Here is a 16,013-nt window from a genome sequence, read left to right as displayed (position 1 = left end):
AGCACGTCATTTCGTGAGGGTCAATCGCGCTCGTGATACCTTCTAACGGCAGGCGTCGAGAGGGCTGGAGAACGGGTCGTGAGCAAGCCGGATGCGGCAACTCCCCGGGAGCGCTACCGCGCCCAGGTACGGGAGGAAATCAAGAAGCACGCCTGGGAACAGATCGCGGCCGCCGGGGCCTCCGCTCTGTCTCTGAACGCCATCGCCAAGCAGATCGGCATGAGCGGGCCGGCCCTCTACCGCTACTTCGCCAGCCGCGACGAACTGATCACCGAGCTGATCAGGGACGCCTACCGCAGTCTGGCCGACGCCTTCCGTGCCCGCGCCGAGGCCGGCACGGACCTCAGCGACCTCGCGCACGTCCTGCGGGGGTGGGCTCTGGAGGATCCCCAGCGGTACTTTCTTCTCTACGGCACCCCTGTGCCCGGCTACCGGGCCCCCGAGGACACCACCCGGATCGCCGCGGAGATCATGGCTGTCATCCTCGACGCCTGCACCCCCGAACACCTTCCCGCCACGACGCCGTCACCGCTCCAGGCGCACCTGGACGACCACCGGGCCTGGGCCGGACAGCACCCGGCCCCGCCGTCGGCGCTGCATCGCGCCCTCGCCTTCTGGACCCGCCTGCACGGCGTGCTCTCCCTCGAACTCGCCGGCCACTTCACCGGCATGGGATTCGACCCGGCCCGGCTCTACGCCGCCGAGACAGAGACGATCACGCGTCAATGACCGCCGCAGTGGTACCGCAGCGGCACACGGTCCCGTTGAGCATCCCGGGACCTACGGCCTGAAGACAGTCGGCACGGCACGCCTCGATCCGGAGTACCGCCCGGCCGACGACGCCCGCTCCCGCGGCTTCGATCGCGCGGCCGATCAAGGTCTGCCCCCGAAATTCGGCCGCCGCCGACAGGGCCTTACCGGCTCATGGTGCGTCGGACACCAGGCCGGTCCGGTAGGCGAGGACGACAGCCTGGACGCGGTCGCGCAGGTCGAGTTTGGTCAGGATCCGCGACACATAGGTCTTGACCGTCTCCAGGGTGATGAACATCGCCGCGGCGATCTCCGCGTTCGACAACCCTTCGGCGATCAGACGGAGTGCCTCCAGTTCGCGGGCCGTCAGCAGGCTCACGACGTCCTCCCCGGCCCGCCGGGAGGTGTCCGCCGGGCGGAGCCGTTCGGCGAAGTGGCCGATGAGGTGGCGGGTGACGGCCGACGCCAGCAGTGCCTCGCCCCGGGCGACCGTCCGGACTGCGCCGACCAGCTCCGCCGGAGGCGAGTCCTTGAGGAGGAAGCCGCTCGCTCCGGCCCGAAGCGCGTCGTAGACGTAGGCGTCGACGTTGAAGGTGGTGACGACCAGAACCTTCGGTGGTGCCACGGCGTCAGGGCCGGCCAGCCGACGGGTCGCCTCGATGCCGTCGAGCAGGGGCATCCGGATGTCCATCACGACCACGTCGGGGCGCAGTTGTCCCGCGGTCTGAACCGCCGCGTGCCCGTTCTCGGCCTCCCCGACGACCTCCATGTCGGGCTGGGCGGAGAAGATGGTGACGTAGCCGGTGCGCACCAGTGCCTGGTCGTCGCAGACGAGTACACGGATCGGCGGCGGCGCATCGCTCAAGGTTCACTCCTGCACGGGCTCGGACGGGATCACGGCACGGACACTGAACCCGCCGTCGGGCCCGGGTCCGGCCATCAGTTCACCATCGAGCATCCGCACCCGCTCACGCAGCCCGGCCAGACCTCTTCCTCCCGCAGGGCCCGGCCTGCGCGCGGCAGGTGCGGCAGCCGGGGAGGGGGCGGGCCCTTCGGTGACCACTTCCACCTCGATGTGCTCCTCGCCGTGCAGGACCAGGACCCGCGTCCGCCGCCCGGCCGCGTACTTCATCGCGTTGGTGAGCGCTTCCTGCACCACGCGGTACGCGGCCAGCTCCACGTCCACACCCTGCGGCCGCTGCTCGCCCCGCTCGGTGAACTCGACGGGCTGACCCGACCTGCGGGCCTGCCCGATCAGGTCCCTCACCTTTCCCAGGGCGGGCGCCCGGTCCGCGGACGCCGACCGACCGGTCGCCTCCAGCACACCGAGCAGGTACCGCAGCTCGGTCAGCGCCCGGCGACCGGTGTCGCTGACAGCCGTCAGACTCTCACCGACGCGTTCCGGCGCGGACATGAGAAGGAACTGCGCTGCGTCGGCCTGGACCACCATGGCCGTCACATGGTGGGTCACCACGTCGTGCAGTTCGCGCGCGATACGCGCGCGCTCGGCGGCCGCGGCCACCTCGGCTGCCAGCCGCCGGCGCTCGGCCTCCTCCGCCCGACGCCTGCGCACGCCGCCCCCGACCAGCCAGACCCCGGCCAGGACCAGATAGAACGCGAGGTAGTCCGGGATCGTCTGCGGTGAGCCGAGGCGGTGCAGGACGACCGCCAGCACGGCATAGCCCGCGCTCGCCACGGCGGGCAGAGCGCGGCGGAAGGAGGCCTGGTGGGCCCCGGCCGAGTACAGGGCGGGATAGAGCCCGACGGTCCCGAACGTCGCCGGGCAGCCCAGGGCCTGATGCGTCGCGAACGCGCAACCGACGACCGCGAGGCAGACCGCGGGCCACCGGGTGCGCACCGCCAGCGGCAGAGTCTGAGCCAGGGTCAGCCCGATGCTCAGCGCTCCCGGCACATGCCCGGACAGGTCTGCGATCTGCGCCCCGACCTGCGACAGGGTCGGCACGAAGGCCAGCAGGGTGAGACCCAGCGCGAGAACACCGTCCTCGACCGACCGCCACCGCTCCGCCCACCGGCGGAACAGCCCCTGCGGCAGCGGCAGTCTGCGAGACGACCCGAGCACTGTCACTTCCCTCTCCGTTCCGTCCGGCCGTAGGCGGTGCCGCGCGCAGGGGTCAGGAGGCGGCGCGCCTCCGGGGAAGCAGACCGCCCCGGCGGTGGGCGCGGACGAACATCCGGACCACCAGCGCCGCACCGATCAGGACGGTAACGGCCGACGCCTCCAGGCCGAAAGCGCCGCCGGTCAGCAGGGCCGGACCACTGGAGTCCACGGACAGCAGCCCCTTGGCGGTGTTGCCCGAGACCTGGATGCCGAGCAGCTGCTCGGAGGCGTTCCAGGCGAAGTGCACACCCACGACGAACCAGATGCTGCGCCGCCACAGGAACGCCGCCCCGAGCATCGCACCCGCTTCGATGGCGATCGACAGTCCGCTCCACGCGGTGGCCCCGGGATTGGCCATGTGCACGGCACCGAAGAGCAGCGCGGTGATCCCGACAGCGGCACGGCTGCCGAACTTCTGCTCCAGGCCCTGCAGAGCGAGGCCGCGGAACATCAGCTCCTCGGTGACCGCCGCGCCCGCCTGCACGGTGACCGCGGACGCCACGACGGAGAAGAAACCGTTTCCGGCCCAGGAGAACGAGTAGCCCCCGAACGCCGTGATCACGAGGGCGGACACGAGGATGAACCCCAGGCCGAGCCCGCAGCCGAGCAACGCCTCCCGCACAGCCCCGCGCCGGGCGATCTCCGGCACCGGCCGCCGCGCGACGAAGCGCATCACCGCCCAGTACACGCCCACCGCAACGGCCGCCCCCACAACCGGCAGCGGACCGGGGCCGGTCGCCGTCGAAGCCGAGACCACTCCGACCCCGACGATGCCGATCGGCATCCAGCCGAACGGAGAGCGAAAGATCCGGCCGACGCGGCTCCCGCCCGGACCGGAGCCCCCCGGGAACCGGTCGTGCCCCGACTCGTGGCGTGTGGTGGATGTCGCGCTCATCATGGCCTCCCCTTGGACCTGGCCGCACAGGCTGCGGCCCGCCGACCACGCTAGGAACACCACCGCATCCGCGATTCACCCACGAGCGGACACAACCGGTAGCTCTCACGGGGGATGACATCGCCAAGGCGCCCCGGACGCCGGGGTCCGGTCCGGTCCGGGGTCTGACCCCGAAGAGTCAGACCGCTGCCGTCAGCCCGTGCGGGTTGGGGTGGTGCGGTAGGCGAGTGGGTGCTGGATGGTTTCGGGGGGCGCCGGCCAGACGGTGATGGCCTCGGGGGGCAGCTGGAGTCGGCAGCCGCCGGTTGTCGGGAGAGCATCCTGTGCGGTGAGGGCGATGCGCATCTCGTGTCCGTTGGCGAGCGCGGCGCGGATCTCGGTGATGGCGCCGAGTTGGACGGTGTCGAGGATGGTTGCCCGGTGACCGCCGGTGTTGGTGAGGCGGACGTCCTCGGGCCGGATACACCAGGCGACAGGCGTGCCCGTGGGAAGGTCGGTGGTGGCGACCGGGATGCGGGTGCCGTCGACGTCGAGGGTGTGAGGGTCGACGAGGTGTCCGGTGTGCAGGTTGCGGATGCCGAGCAGGCGCGCGGCCTCCGGCGTGGCGGGGTGGGCGAAGACCTCTTGCGGCGCTCCGGCCTGCAGGAGCCGGCCGTGGGCGACGATGAGTATTTCGTCGGCGAGGAGGGCCGCTTCCTCGGGATCGTGGGTGATGAGCACGGTGGTGGGTGCGGTGCCTTGCTGCAGGCGGCGCAGTTCCCACCGCAGGTCGTCGCGCACAAGGGTGTCGAGGCCGGTGAACGGCTCGTCGAGCAGGAGCAGGCGGGGGTCGCGGGCGAGGGCGCGGGCGAGGGCGACACGTCGGCGCTGGCCGCCGGACAGCTGGTGGGGCAGGCGGTGCTGGAGCCCGTCGAGGTGAAGCTGGCGGAGCCAGTGGACGGCCAGAGCGGGATCGGTGCCGGAGCCGAAGGTGATCTGCCGCCAGACCGTCAGGTGAGGGATCAGGCTGGCATCCTGTGGGACGTAGCCGATGCCCCGGTGCTCGGGCGGCACCGCCGAGATGTCGGCGTCGTCCAGCCGGACGTATCCGGCCTCGGGACGGACGAGGCCGGCCACCAGGCGCAGGGTCAGGGTCTTGCCGGCGCCTGAGGGGCCCAGGATTGCCAGGTGGCGACCCCGGGATGTGTGCGAGACCCGCAGTTGGAAGCTGCCCGACTGGGCGTGCAGGTCGAAGGCGAGCCGCGAGGGGGTCCGGGACGACGGCGCACGGGGTGTGGGCAGCACGGTGGGGCGGCGGTGGGGCAGTCGCAGGTACGCGGTGAAGTGGCTGACGGCCAGGATGACCACGGCGGCGGCGAGGCTCACGGCTACCGGTAGCAGGGTCGCGTTCAGCCCGGTGCTGCCGAACTGGACGTAGGTGTAGACCGGCAGCGAGTAGGGGTGGTAGGCCAGGACGACGGTGGCGCCGAACTCGCCGAAGGCGCGCAGCCAGGCGAGGAGGAGGCCGGCCTGGATGCCTGGAGCCGCGCCGGGCAGGGCGACGCGGGTGAATCGGGACAGGCGTCCGTGGCCGAGGGTGGCGGCGACGTCCGTCAGGTCCTGGTCGAGGGCGGCAAAGGCCGAGCGCGCGGCGATGATGAGGAAGGGGGCCGCCACGAAGACCTGGGCCAGTACGATCCCGGCCGCGTGGTCGGTCAGCCGACCGCCGAAGAGGCGCCCGAGCGGGGCGTACGGTCCGACGATGTACAGCAGCAGGATGCCGCTCATCAGCGGCGGCATCGCCAGGGGAAGCTGTACCGCCATCCCCAGCAGAGAGGCGATACGGCCGCGGGCCTGCGCGAGCAGATAGGCCAGGGGCACACCGAGGACGGTGATGATCGCGGTGGCGATGGTCGCGGTCTCCAGCGAGACGGTCAGAGCGTCCCCGACGCCGGGGGCGGTCAGCGCGCCGCGCGGAGCCCCGGCCGCCCACACGACGAAGGCCACCAGCGGGGCCAGCAGATACAGCAGCAGGAGGGAGGCGAGCCAGGGCAGCGGCGTGCCGAGGAGGCTTGCCTGACCGCGAGGCCGCTTTGGTCGTGGACTCACCCTCCGCCTCCCTCCGCAGGACGGCGTCGTCAGCCGGCTGTCCTCGTCAGTTCGGTGCGCAGTGGCGCGGGGACCGCAGCCTTGTCGCCAACGACGTTGGGTCGAGAGAGGGTCACGTCGTGTGCGGCCAGACTCGCCCTGCCCTGATCACTCAGCAAGTACTGCACGAAGGCCGTGGCCCCCGCGGAGTCGGGCGCCCGGTTGACCACCGTCGTGGTGAAGTGGGCGGCGACCTTCACCGCGCCGAGGTAGACGGTGGGTACATGCTGCTCGAGGGCTTCATTGCTGTAGAAGAAGGCGGCGTCCAGCTGTCCCGATTCGAGCCTCCCGTCGAGTTCCTGTTCCGGGAAGACCTGCGAGGACTTCTCCACCTTGGAGAGCAGACCGGGGTCCTTGGAAATGCGCATTGCCTGCTGCAGGGCCTGTACGGACAGTTCCCCCTTGGGATCCAGCCTCGGATCGGTCCGGCCCAGCCGGAAGCCCGGTTCGGTGATCACCTGGTACCACGGCCTGGTCTTCAGGTCGGCGGCGAACTTGCTGTGCGGGTTGTACGCGATCACCACCGGGGCGCTGCCGAACGTCACGTACCAGGACACCCAGTCGCCGTTGGCCGCGCCCTTCAACGAGTCGTTGACCTTCGGGCTGGCACTGACGAAGACATCGGCCTGACGCACCTTGCCCTTGATCTGGTTGGCGAGTTCGTTGGAGCCGCCACCGACCCCGCGGTACTGGTAACCCGTCGCGGCACTGAACTTCGGACCGAGAGCATGCTCCATAAAGTTTTGCAGCGACCCGCAGTACAGCACCTGTACCGCTCCGTGCCCGCTACTGGTCGCCGCCCGCGCTCCCGTCTGGTCGCCGGACGCGCTGCCTCCGGCAACCAGGGCCGCAATGGCCGCCAGCGCGCCCACCGACTGCACTCGCATCCCCCGGCGAGTCGACACCACCATCTGCACGCACCTCCGCCCTTCCCGCTACCACGGGGCGAGAGCACGCACGAGCCGGAGCCTGCACGGGTCGAGTCGGCTCGGGCGGCAGCTGCACCTCGCCCTGCTGCCGCGGCGCCCGAACTCCGGGGATCACGCCTGGTGCACGCTCCTGCCACCCGGTGGTCACCAGCACCGGCGCCACATGGCTTGCGCCCTGGATGTTCCACGTGTGACAGGTGGGCTCCTGAAGACCCCAGAACCGGGCCGCGAACGAATAACGACCAAACACCACCTTAGCCATACAGAATGTGGTTCACCTTGTCGCGAACGCATGGATGCCGCTGTGCGGTCATCATGGTCGCGGCCACGCTGATGGCTGTGCGGAGGACGTGAACGGCGTCGCGTGCCGCTCGGCGCTGTCGTGGGTGGGAGCCACCACGGTGGGTGTCGGTCGGAGGGTGCGTTGAACGGCGACCACAGCGGCGTCGTCGCTCAGGTGTCCGCCGACGTGGGCGAGCAGGTCGGCACGCAGGTGACGGACCAGTGCCGAGGGTCTGTGGTGTGCCCACGATGCGGCCCGTTCGGCCAGTGGGTAGAAGGCGCCCCGGGCGCTGCGGGCCTCGAGCACGCCGTCGGTGTGCAGTAGCAGCACATCCCCGGGCTCCAGGGTGAAGGTGTCGACACGGTAGTCGGGGCGGGTCAGCTCGCCCAGGCCCAGCGGCGGCGCTGGGTGGGTGGCGCGCAGCGTGATGGCCTGCCAGTTGCGCAACAGCAGGGGTGGGGGGTGCCCGCAGGTGACCATCTGCACCATGGGGTGCTCGTCGGGGATGTCGAGGACCGTGGCGGTGATGAAGCACTCCCCGGCTGTCTCGACCTCGGTGGGTTCGGCCAGGTGCCAGCACACGCTGTGGTCCAGGTAGGCCGCGAGCTCGGGCAGACCGGCCTGGCGGTGTGCGGCCTCACGGAAGGCGCCCAGCAGCAGAGCCGCGTCACTGATCGCGGTCAGGCCCTTGCCCATCACATCGCCAATGATCAGTCGGGTGCCTGTGGGCGTGCGGATGGCCGCGTACAGGTCGCCGCCGATCAGGGACTGTGCCTGCGCCGCCAGATACATCGATGCCACCCGCAGCGGGCCGAACCGCCGCGGCAGTGGCCGCAGCACCACCCGCTGCGTGGCCTCCGACACCGTTCGCACCGCCGCCAGCTCACGGGCATGCCGCTCCCGCAGAAAGCGGAAGACCGTCACGAGCACCGAAACCATCACGAGGGCGATGATCTGCGACTCGAAGTCCATCTTGCCCAGCATGTGATTTTCCAGCCCGATGACCAGCATGCCCACCACCGCGAGAGCGGCGATCGCCCCGGTGATGAAGGTCGAGGCGAAGGACGCGGCGAGCGCGGGCGCCACGATCAGCAGCGACGGCCCTGTCGGCAGATGGTGCGACGGGGTCAGTACATCGGCCAGCACGATGGCCACGATCAGGCTGAGCGGAAGCGCGAGCAGGGCATCACCGGCCTGCCGTGGGTGATGCCACTGCGCACAACGATGCCGCCGGCTCATACTTCCTGACTACACCCATCCGCACGGACCCGCAGATGCACGTACGACGACCTGCCAATCAACCGTCGACGCGGATGTCGATCCGGCGCTCGCGGCCGAACACCGTCGTGGTCACGGGTTTTGTACGGCGGGCTCCAGCACGTCAGTCGGCGGGCAGCGCCTGTTCGGTCCAGATGGTCTTGCCGTGGTGGGTGTAGCGACTGCCCCAGCGCTGCGACAGCTGGGCGATCAGGAACAGTCCGCGGCCGCCCTCGTCGGTCAGCCGGGCCCGGCGCAGCCTCGGCTGGGTCTGGCTCGGGTCGGAGACCTCGCAGATCAGCACCTGGTCCCTGATCAACCTCAGGCCCACGGGGCCTCCGGCGTACCGGATGGAGTTGGTCACCAGCTCACTGGCGATCAGCTCGGTGGTGAACGCCAGGTCCGGCAACTGCCAAGCGTTCAGCTGCGCGGTGACCATCTCCCGGGCCCGGCCCACCGCCTCCGGATCGGCCGGGAGCTCCCAGGTGGCGGTGGCGTCCGCGGGTAGTACGTGCAGCCGCGCCATCAGCAGTGCCACGTCATGGTCGGGCGCCTCGGGCAGCAGATGCCGGAGCACCGTACTTCCGGTCTCCGCCGGCGTCCGGTCCTCCTGCACGGCCGCGTCCACCAGCTCGCGGAGTTGCCGCAGCCGCTTCTCGGTGCCGTCCTCACCGTGCGCCAGCAGCTTGCCGGTGCAGAAGGCGAGCAGCGCACCCGGCTCCATCGTCAACTCCGCCGGTTCGAAGGGCAGACCTCCCGCCCCGAGCGGCGGCCCCGGCCTGACCGCCGCGAAGCCGGCCCCCGGCCGCCCGGGGACGGACAGCACCGGCGGCGGGTGGCCCGCACTGGCGATCGCGAACACCCCGGCGATCGGGTCGTACACCGCGTACATACATGTGGAGCCCAGGACGGTGCCCTGCCCGCGATTCGACCCCGGAGAGGCGGCCTCCGCCGCCGACAGCCGCACGACCAGGTCGTCGAGGCGGGTCAGCAGTTCCTCGGGCGACAGGTCCATGTCGGAGAGGGTCTGCACCGCCGTCCGCAGCCGTCCCATCGCGGCTGCCGCCTCCACGCCGTGCCCTGTCACGTCGCCCACGACGAAGGCGACCCGGCAGGAGGACAGCGGGATCACGTCGAACCAGGTCCCGCCGATCCCCGTCGTGGTGCCGGCCGGCACGTAGGAGCCGGCCGTGTCCGCCGCGGACACACGGACGACCGCCTGCGGAAGCAGACTGCGCTGCAGGGCCTCCGCGGTACGGTGCTCGCGGGCGTATCGCCGCGCGTTGTCCAGGCTGATCGCGGCCCGGGAGCCGATCTGCGAGCCCAGTTCCACGTCGTCCTGGTCGAAATGGGGCCGGTCACCGCAGCGCCACAGCACCGCCGCCCCCAGCAGCAGCCCGCGGGCCCGCAACGGCAGCATCAGCAGCGACGCTGCGGCGTGGGGCAGCGCCTGGCGGCGTCCCTCCGCGTCGTCCGCGAGTGCGATCCGCAGTTCCGACAGGTCCGGCACGGCCAGCGCGGAGCGGCCGTAGACGAGTTCCTTCTCCGGGTCCCGGACTCGCGGTGAGGCTCCGGCCGGGAGCAGCTCGGCCGGCCAGGCGCCGTCCCTGGTGGCCACCGCGACCCGCCTCAGCGGAGCCCCGAGGGAGAAATCACCGGGCTCCTCACCCACCAGAGCCGCCTCCGCGAGATCCACCGCGACCAGATCGGCGTACTCGGGCACCAGTACTCCGGCCAGCCCCTCGGCGGTGCGGACGATGTCCAGCGAACCCAGCAGCAGCTTCTCCGCCCCGCTGATCAGAGCCAGTCCGCGCTCCGTCTGCTGCCTCTCGGTGATGTCGCTGAACACGACCGCGACCCCCGTGCAACGGCCCTCCCGGTCCTCCAGCCGCAGCGCCGAGAGGGAGACGAAGCGCTCCTGATCGGGTGCTTCCCGGCGGCGCGCCCGGACCACCTGGTCCGTCATCGGCTTTCCGGTCTCCGCGACCTGGCGCAGCCGCACCGCGACGGCCTCGGCGTCCGCCGCCACCAGCACATCGTCGAGGGCCGGCACAACCGGCCCGACCTCGGTGCAGGCGAGCAGGCCGACGACGTCCGACGGCCGGTTGGTCCGCACGATCCGCAGATCGGCGTCATGCAACACCAGCCCGATCTCGGTCTGCCCGAACAGCGCACGCACCAGCGCCTCGTCCCGATCACGGTCCGCGGCCGTCGCCACCGGTACCGCCAGCACAAGGCACTGGGCCTCGGAGCCTCCGTTCAGCGGCAGTACATCCAGCCGGACCTTCACGGCCCGGTTGCCGCGGTGGCGCAGCGTCGCCGGGCCGCCGGGTGGGAGCAGCACCTCGCCGGGCTCGGCGAGCAGGTCGGCGAACGTCCTGCCGATCAGCTCCCCGGCTCCCACGCCGAGCAATTCCTTGACCGCGGGCGTGCACGCGAGCACGATGCCGCAGCCGTCCAGCACCATGGCCGCTCCGTCGCTCGGCAGCCGACCGGCGACATCGGACACAGGGTTCGCACTCGTCTGCCTCACCCCCGGGAACGGTGGTGGCCTGTCTTCCATTCAACCCGCCGATACGTCCCACCGGCATCCCGGAACGGGTTGTTCCCATCGGATCACCGGCGCTGCCGGCCGGTCCGCCATGGCCTGGCCCCAGGCCCGGAGCACAAGCCCACCACGCCCCGACGGCGCCGATCAACGCGTATGTCCGCCAACGCGGGGGCATTTTCAGGGTGCGGGACAGCGGGTCACTCCACGTCCGGTCCGCGACCGGGCAGCAGGGCGCGCAGATAACGTCGCCGGAAGACCCGCTGCGCGATCAGCAGCACCGGGAACACCGGGCGCCACCACCCGTGTGGGGCGGCACCGGTCAGGGAGCGGATCGTCAGCGCGACCGTGCCGTCGGGGGACCGGTGGACGATGAAGGCCTCCTCACCGCTGACGGGATGACCGGGCAGGGTGCCGTAGGCGAAGCCGCTGCGGTCCGGGGTGTCGACGACGGCGACGACCCGGACCGGCTCCCGCACCACGCATGGACCGAATGCCGCGGTGACCTGGTACTCCGCCCCCTCGACGACCCGCTCCCCTGCACCGTCACGGCCACTGACCGTGAAGCCGCTGCGCCGCTTGACGCCCCAGCGCAGCACCGCGTCCGCCGCGGCCCGCCAGTCCGCCTCCCCGCGGCCGATGACGACGGTACGGGCATAGGGGCGCGGACCTGTGTTCCCCGACGGCCATGGCTCGTCGGCTGGCCGGGTCGCCCCGGCCGGGCCGTAGGTGAGCGCGTCGGCTGACGGCCCGCGTCTCGTACGGCTGTGGGACATGACGCTCCTATGGGGCGGGTGGGCGGGCCGTGAGCGTAACGCGGTGGTGGCACCGTGCACGAGCGGCTTGGCCGGCCTCCCACCCCCGCGGCGCCTGCGCGCGTTCGGACCGCGCCCCGACCTCACCAACCCGGCCCGACCCACTTCGGGCGTGCGAAGAACGGGACTCCTCGGTCTTGGTCAAGCAGGTTGTGAAGCAGTGCCGGCCGATCGCCGACACGGTCCGGCGATACGGGCCGTCCTGACGACGATGCCGGTCTTGCCTGGTCCGCAGGCACAGCTTCCTGCGGCCGCCGCGCGAGGAGTTCCAAGGCGCGCCGGGCGTCTGTTTTCGGCCCGCTCCGCGCACCCGACCACAGTTCGTCCGACACGTTCCACGGACGCGACTCACGCTTCCCCACGACCCGATCAACGAGCAGACAAGCCGACGGCCGCTTGATCAACAACTTCTGTCAGGACCTTTGAGAGTGCTTCAGTCGGCGGCTGTCGCCACATGAAGCACTCACTGGCTCTTGCTCTCGGGTTGGCTGTCCCGCAGGTCCATTTCGTCGTGGCGCGCCTGTATGCGCGCGATGACACGCTCCTGTCCCAGCCTCTTGGCCTGGCGGAGCTTGGCTTCGGCAACGAGTACGGGGATCCAGAACAACCAGCCCCACAGGCTGAAGTCCTGCACTCCACTCCACACCAGTGCCTTGTTCAGGCCGAACGATGCGACGAACGTCAACACATAAGCAGCGACCCGATGTGCGAGAAGCAGACGCAGCGGTGCGTTCCGGGCCCCCTGCAGCAGCTCAACCGCCGCAGCCAGTTCGGCGTCCCGGAGGTCTTCCCCTGTGTCCTCGCCGGACTCGCCACGAGCGGCTCGCCGCAGCGCGTCGGTGACCAGCACGCTCTGCTCCGCGAGGGCTGCCTGATGAGCCTGCCCGCGAGCAGCGCCTGCGTTCAGGTCGTCCCAGTAACCCCGTCCGGCCCAGCCAGTCGCATCATCGACGCGCCGGCGTTCAGCTGACCCGGGCGGCGCCAACTCTTCGATTCGTTCTTGCAGGACCACCGATCGGCGCGCCCGCTCCGGGTATTCGAAGGAGTCCGAGCGAAGGCACAGCTCGCAAAATGACACCAGGAGCCCGAGATCGTCCGCTGCTAGTGCGAGGCCCTTGCGATACGCGGCCTCAGCCTCACGGTCATGGTCGTCCTCATCCTCCGCAGCGTGTGCTTGTCCGAGCCAGCGGAAGAGAACCGGATCCGGCCCGCACTCCTCGAGTCCCGCCTCTGCCGCTGCTCTCACAGCGGCATAGCCACCCACCGCGAAAAGCTCTGAGCACCGCTCCACATACTGCTGCCGTTCCACGTTCCCACCCCAGCCGTCCGCGCATGCACCTTCTGACGTACTCAATACCACTGTCGATCACTGAAGCGGCCCACACGATCGTGCTCTCCGGGTGCATCAGGCGCAGACGGAAGAGGACCTGCTTCGCGGCCGCGGCGTCGTGCGGGTCGGCGGGGCGGACCATGACCAGTCGCCGCTGCGGCGCGTCACAGTGTCGCGGTCGTCTGCTCCCCGGACGCGCTGCCTGCGAGCCACTGGTCCCATGTCACGTTGAAGGCCGCGTAGCCGTTGTCGGCCGCGGCCTTGGCACGGGGCGAGCCGGTGATGGTGACCGGGTCGCCCTGCTTGACCTGACCGTAGAACCACTTGGCGTCCGGCAGGGACAGATGGACGCAGCCGTGCGAGCCGCGGGCGCTGCCGCTGCCCGGAGTGGGGTCGCCGGTCGAGTAGTGCACATACGTGCCGGACTGGGTCAGGTGGACGTCCCAGGGCAGCGTCAGGTCGTAGTAGTTGGGGCTGCCCTTGTCGCAGCTGATGCCAACGCTGCAGGAGGTCATGTGAACCTTCTCCTGCTTGTCGATGACGGCCATCGTGCCGTTCCACGTCGGATACTGAGCACTGCCCGCGTTGATCGACAGGGTGCGCACCACGTTGCCGTTCCGGCTCACCTTCATGGTGTGGCCGGTCACCGAGACATCCGCGCGCACATCGTCGCCGATCTCGAAGGTGTGCGTGTAATCATGCACGCCATAGCGTCCGTTGCCGTTGCTGACGCCCTTCATGTCAACATCGATCTTCACCTTCGTACCGGAGGGCCAGTACACCTTCGGCCGCCAGTCGGCGCGCCTGTCACCCATCCAGTGCCAGGCGCCGGCCACCGGCTGCGAGGCGCTCACCTTCATGTGCTTCTCCACCGCGGCCCGCACCTTTGCCGCCACCGGGTCCGTGAAGACCACCGAGATCGGCATGGCCACGCCGACGGTGGTTCCCGTCTGCGGGGTGATCGTCTCCAGCAGCATCGGCGGGCCCGCGGGCTTCGTCGGTGACGGCGAGGCACTCGTACTCGGCTTGCCCGACGCCTTTGCGTCGTCCCCGCTCGCCTTGTCGCTGCCGCCCCCGCCGCAGGCACTCGTGCCCACCAGCATCGCGACCGTGACCAGTGCGATCTCCATGCCGCCCCTACGCCGTCCCACGACCTGCCCCGCTCTCTCGCTCCCCGGCCCATACGGGCCCGACTCCCTGTCAGACAGCGCCTGAACAGGCCGCAGTTGCGTGCGGCACGCAGACCTTTAGTGATTCACATCACTCAAACGTGGATGACATGCGCTCAACCTTCGATGGCACAGGGACAGAAGCGCCCGTCGCTCACCGACGGCACAGGCGCACTTCGCGCGCCGCGTGGCGGAGCAGCAGACGCGGGCCAGTCTGGCGCAGTTGGACCGGTGGATCGCGGAGGAGTAACGCGAGAAGGCGGTACGGCGGCGCGGCGAGGAGTCTCGGCCGGCGCACCGGAGTGGCTGGTCGAGCGCGGACTGAACCGCCGGAAGATGATCGCCGTGCATGCCGGGCACCGCCCGCCGCGGCAAGTGCCATGGTCAGGGAACCATCCGGTCCAGGTATGCGGGTGGCCAACGACAGTGAACTGCCGGTGGCGGGCAGCGCGCGTCCTGAATCGCCCTTTTCCTCCTGCAGCAGACCGCCGTTCTGTGCGAGGCCGTACCGGAGTCGTCTGAGCGGGTCCTGGCCGAGCGCGGCTGGTACGTGCTCGGCCAGGATGAGGTCGAACCAGGGCAGCAGCACCGCGTTGAGCGCGAGCGGCGCCACGAGAGCGGCGATGACGAGTTGACTGCTGCCCCGGGTCACGCGGGCGGTGCTGTCGCGGGAGCGGGAGCGGGGCTTACGCCGGCCTTCTGGGGCTGGGTGGACAACGTACGCGGCAACGGCCGGGTCGGAGGTGATGTGCAGCAGCTCGGTGCCCGTCGGCAGGTAGTCGCCGGGGACGTACGGGTAGTAGCGGAAAACCAGCAGCAGGTGCGTTCACGTGATCGATGGCGCCTGCGTCATCGGACGCGCAGGCTGAGGGCATGGACACCATCGCGCTCGGAACCGTGAAGATCACCCGCGTGGTCGAGACGGCCTCCAGAGGCCGCCCCCGCGACTACGTCTTCCCCGACGTTCCCGTCGAGCACTGGCAGGCGCACGAGAACTGGCTCGCCCCCACCTTTCTGGACCCGGCAGCCGACGAGGTCCGCATGATGATCCAGACCTGGCTGATCCGCAGTGAAGGCCAGACGATCCTGATCGACACCGGCATCGGCAACGACCGGGAGCGCCCGGCCATGCCGTCCTTCCACCACCTGAAGACCCACTACCTCGAAGAACTGGGCGCAGCAGGCGTCCGCCCGCAGGACGTGGACACGGTGATCTGCACCCATGTCCACGGTGACCACGTCGGCTGGAACACCCACCTGACGGACGACGGAGAGTGGCGGCCGACCTTCCCCAGCGCCCAATACGTCATCTCGCGCGCCGACTTCGAGTACTGGAATCCGGCCAACGGGCACCGGACCCGCTCCGGTCCCCGGATGGCCAACGTCTTCGAGGACAGCGTCGCCCCCGTGCACCAGGCCGGACAGACCGTGCTGTGGGAGGACGACCATTACGACATCGACGCCCAACTCCGTATCGAGCCCGCCCCCGGTCATACGCCGGGCTCCTCCGTCGTGTGGCTGCGGTCGGGCACGGACCGAGCGGTGTTCGCCGGGGATCTGCTGCACAGCCCACTGCAGATCGTGGAGCCGGACGACTGCCCCAGCTTCGACGAGGACGAGTCCCGCGCACGGGACAGCCGGCGCCGGGTTCTGGGAGAGGCCGCCGACCGGGGCGCCCTGCTGTTCCCCGCGCATTTTCCCGGGCCGGGCGCAGCCGAAGTACGACGTGTCGGAGACCGGTTCGCGGTGAAGGAGTGGGCGGCATGGCGGTGACGGCGCCGCGCGGGACTC

At 70.4% G+C, this 16,013-nt stretch carries 13 protein-coding genes and 1 pseudogene; 2 read left to right on the top strand and 12 right to left on the bottom strand.

Going from position 1 to position 16,013, the window contains the following annotated elements; translation table 11 throughout:
- Positions 1-78: 78 nt before the first annotated feature.
- On the top strand, positions 79-729 hold the full coding sequence (locus ACIP4X_RS21195) for a TetR/AcrR family transcriptional regulator (protein WP_358730462.1): 651 nt from the start codon (positions 79-81) through the stop codon (positions 727-729).
- A gap of 193 nt (positions 730-922) precedes the next feature.
- Here ACIP4X_RS21195 and ACIP4X_RS21190 read toward each other — a convergent pair whose 3' ends face one another.
- From ACIP4X_RS21190 to ACIP4X_RS21135, 12 genes and pseudogenes are all read right to left on the bottom strand, one after another.
- On the bottom strand, positions 923-1,615 hold the full coding sequence (locus ACIP4X_RS21190; RefSeq protein ID WP_358730461.1) for a response regulator transcription factor: 693 nt from the start codon (positions 1,613-1,615) through the stop codon (positions 923-925).
- A 3-nt stretch (positions 1,616-1,618) separates the two neighbouring features.
- Positions 1,619-2,809 carry a histidine kinase gene (locus tag ACIP4X_RS21185; RefSeq protein ID WP_391454744.1) on the bottom strand — a complete coding sequence of 397 codons (1,191 nt, stop codon included), beginning with the start codon at positions 2,807-2,809 and terminating at the stop codon, positions 1,619-1,621.
- 73 nt (positions 2,810-2,882) lie between these two features.
- Positions 2,883-3,653: a lysostaphin resistance A-like protein gene (locus tag ACIP4X_RS21180; RefSeq protein WP_401349960.1), complete on the bottom strand. Its 771-nt coding sequence runs from the start codon at positions 3,651-3,653 to the stop codon at positions 2,883-2,885.
- Between the two features lie 303 nt (positions 3,654-3,956).
- Positions 3,957-5,852, bottom strand: coding sequence for an ATP-binding cassette domain-containing protein (locus ACIP4X_RS21175; protein ID WP_401349957.1), 1,896 nt, complete (start codon positions 5,850-5,852; stop codon positions 3,957-3,959).
- A gap of 29 nt (positions 5,853-5,881) precedes the next feature.
- Entirely contained in the window at positions 5,882-6,802 is a 921-nt protein-coding gene (locus tag ACIP4X_RS21170) for an extracellular solute-binding protein (protein ID WP_401350114.1), read from the bottom strand.
- 331 nt (positions 6,803-7,133) lie between these two features.
- A complete protein-coding gene (locus ACIP4X_RS21165; protein WP_401349954.1) occupies positions 7,134-8,342 on the bottom strand; it encodes a PP2C family protein-serine/threonine phosphatase in 1,209 nt (402 codons plus the stop codon).
- A gap of 142 nt (positions 8,343-8,484) precedes the next feature.
- The gene (locus tag ACIP4X_RS21160; protein ID WP_401349951.1) at positions 8,485-10,869 is read right to left on the bottom strand and encodes a SpoIIE family protein phosphatase; all 2,385 of its coding nucleotides are present in this window, start codon (positions 10,867-10,869) and stop codon (positions 8,485-8,487) included.
- Positions 10,870-11,108: 239 nt separating this feature from the next.
- Entirely contained in the window at positions 11,109-11,684 is a 576-nt protein-coding gene (locus tag ACIP4X_RS21155; protein WP_401349948.1) for a DUF1990 family protein, read from the bottom strand.
- Positions 11,685-12,186: 502 nt separating this feature from the next.
- Positions 12,187-13,032 carry a hypothetical protein gene (locus tag ACIP4X_RS21150; protein WP_401349946.1) on the bottom strand — a complete coding sequence of 282 codons (846 nt, stop codon included), beginning with the start codon at positions 13,030-13,032 and terminating at the stop codon, positions 12,187-12,189.
- A 61-nt stretch (positions 13,033-13,093) separates the two neighbouring features.
- Positions 13,094-13,201: pseudogene (locus tag ACIP4X_RS21145) on the bottom strand (IS5/IS1182 family transposase); the annotation flags it as partial.
- 16 nt (positions 13,202-13,217) lie between these two features.
- The gene (locus tag ACIP4X_RS21140; RefSeq protein ID WP_401349943.1) at positions 13,218-14,183 is read right to left on the bottom strand and encodes an Ig-like domain-containing protein; all 966 of its coding nucleotides are present in this window, start codon (positions 14,181-14,183) and stop codon (positions 13,218-13,220) included.
- 193 nt (positions 14,184-14,376) lie between these two features.
- Positions 14,377-14,874 carry a hypothetical protein gene (locus ACIP4X_RS21135; RefSeq protein WP_401349940.1) on the bottom strand — a complete coding sequence of 166 codons (498 nt, stop codon included), beginning with the start codon at positions 14,872-14,874 and terminating at the stop codon, positions 14,377-14,379.
- Positions 14,875-15,095: 221 nt separating this feature from the next.
- On the opposite strand from ACIP4X_RS21135, the gene ACIP4X_RS21130 reads away from it, so the two are divergent.
- Entirely contained in the window at positions 15,096-15,995 is a 900-nt protein-coding gene (locus ACIP4X_RS21130; RefSeq protein WP_401349938.1) for an MBL fold metallo-hydrolase, read from the top strand.
- The last annotated feature ends 18 nt before the right edge of the window (positions 15,996-16,013 follow it).

This window comes from Streptomyces sp. NPDC088817 (assembly GCF_044750345.1).
Classification (GTDB): domain Bacteria; phylum Actinomycetota; class Actinomycetes; order Streptomycetales; family Streptomycetaceae; genus Streptomyces.
The sequence above is the reverse complement of the archived record's forward strand: the minus strand, read 5'-3'. Positions and strand labels throughout refer to the sequence as shown.

What these genes read in the sequence shown, in the direction of transcription:
- ACIP4X_RS21180 (WP_401349960.1), bottom strand. Translation starts at nt 3,653, where the DNA reads ATGCCGATCGGCATCGTCGGGGTCGGAGTGGTCTCGGCTTCGACGGCG.
- ACIP4X_RS21155 (WP_401349948.1), bottom strand. Translation starts at nt 11,684, where the DNA reads ATGTCCCACAGCCGTACGAGACGCGGGCCGTCAGCCGACGCGCTCACC.
- ACIP4X_RS21170 (WP_401350114.1), bottom strand. Translation starts at nt 6,802, where the DNA reads ATGGTGGTGTCGACTCGCCGGGGGATGCGAGTGCAGTCGGTGGGCGCG.
- ACIP4X_RS21140 (WP_401349943.1), bottom strand. Translation starts at nt 14,183, where the DNA reads ATGGAGATCGCACTGGTCACGGTCGCGATGCTGGTGGGCACGAGTGCC.
- ACIP4X_RS21165 (WP_401349954.1), bottom strand. Translation starts at nt 8,342, where the DNA reads ATGAGCCGGCGGCATCGTTGTGCGCAGTGGCATCACCCACGGCAGGCC.
- ACIP4X_RS21130 (WP_401349938.1), top strand. Translation starts at nt 15,096, where the DNA reads ATGGACACCATCGCGCTCGGAACCGTGAAGATCACCCGCGTGGTCGAG.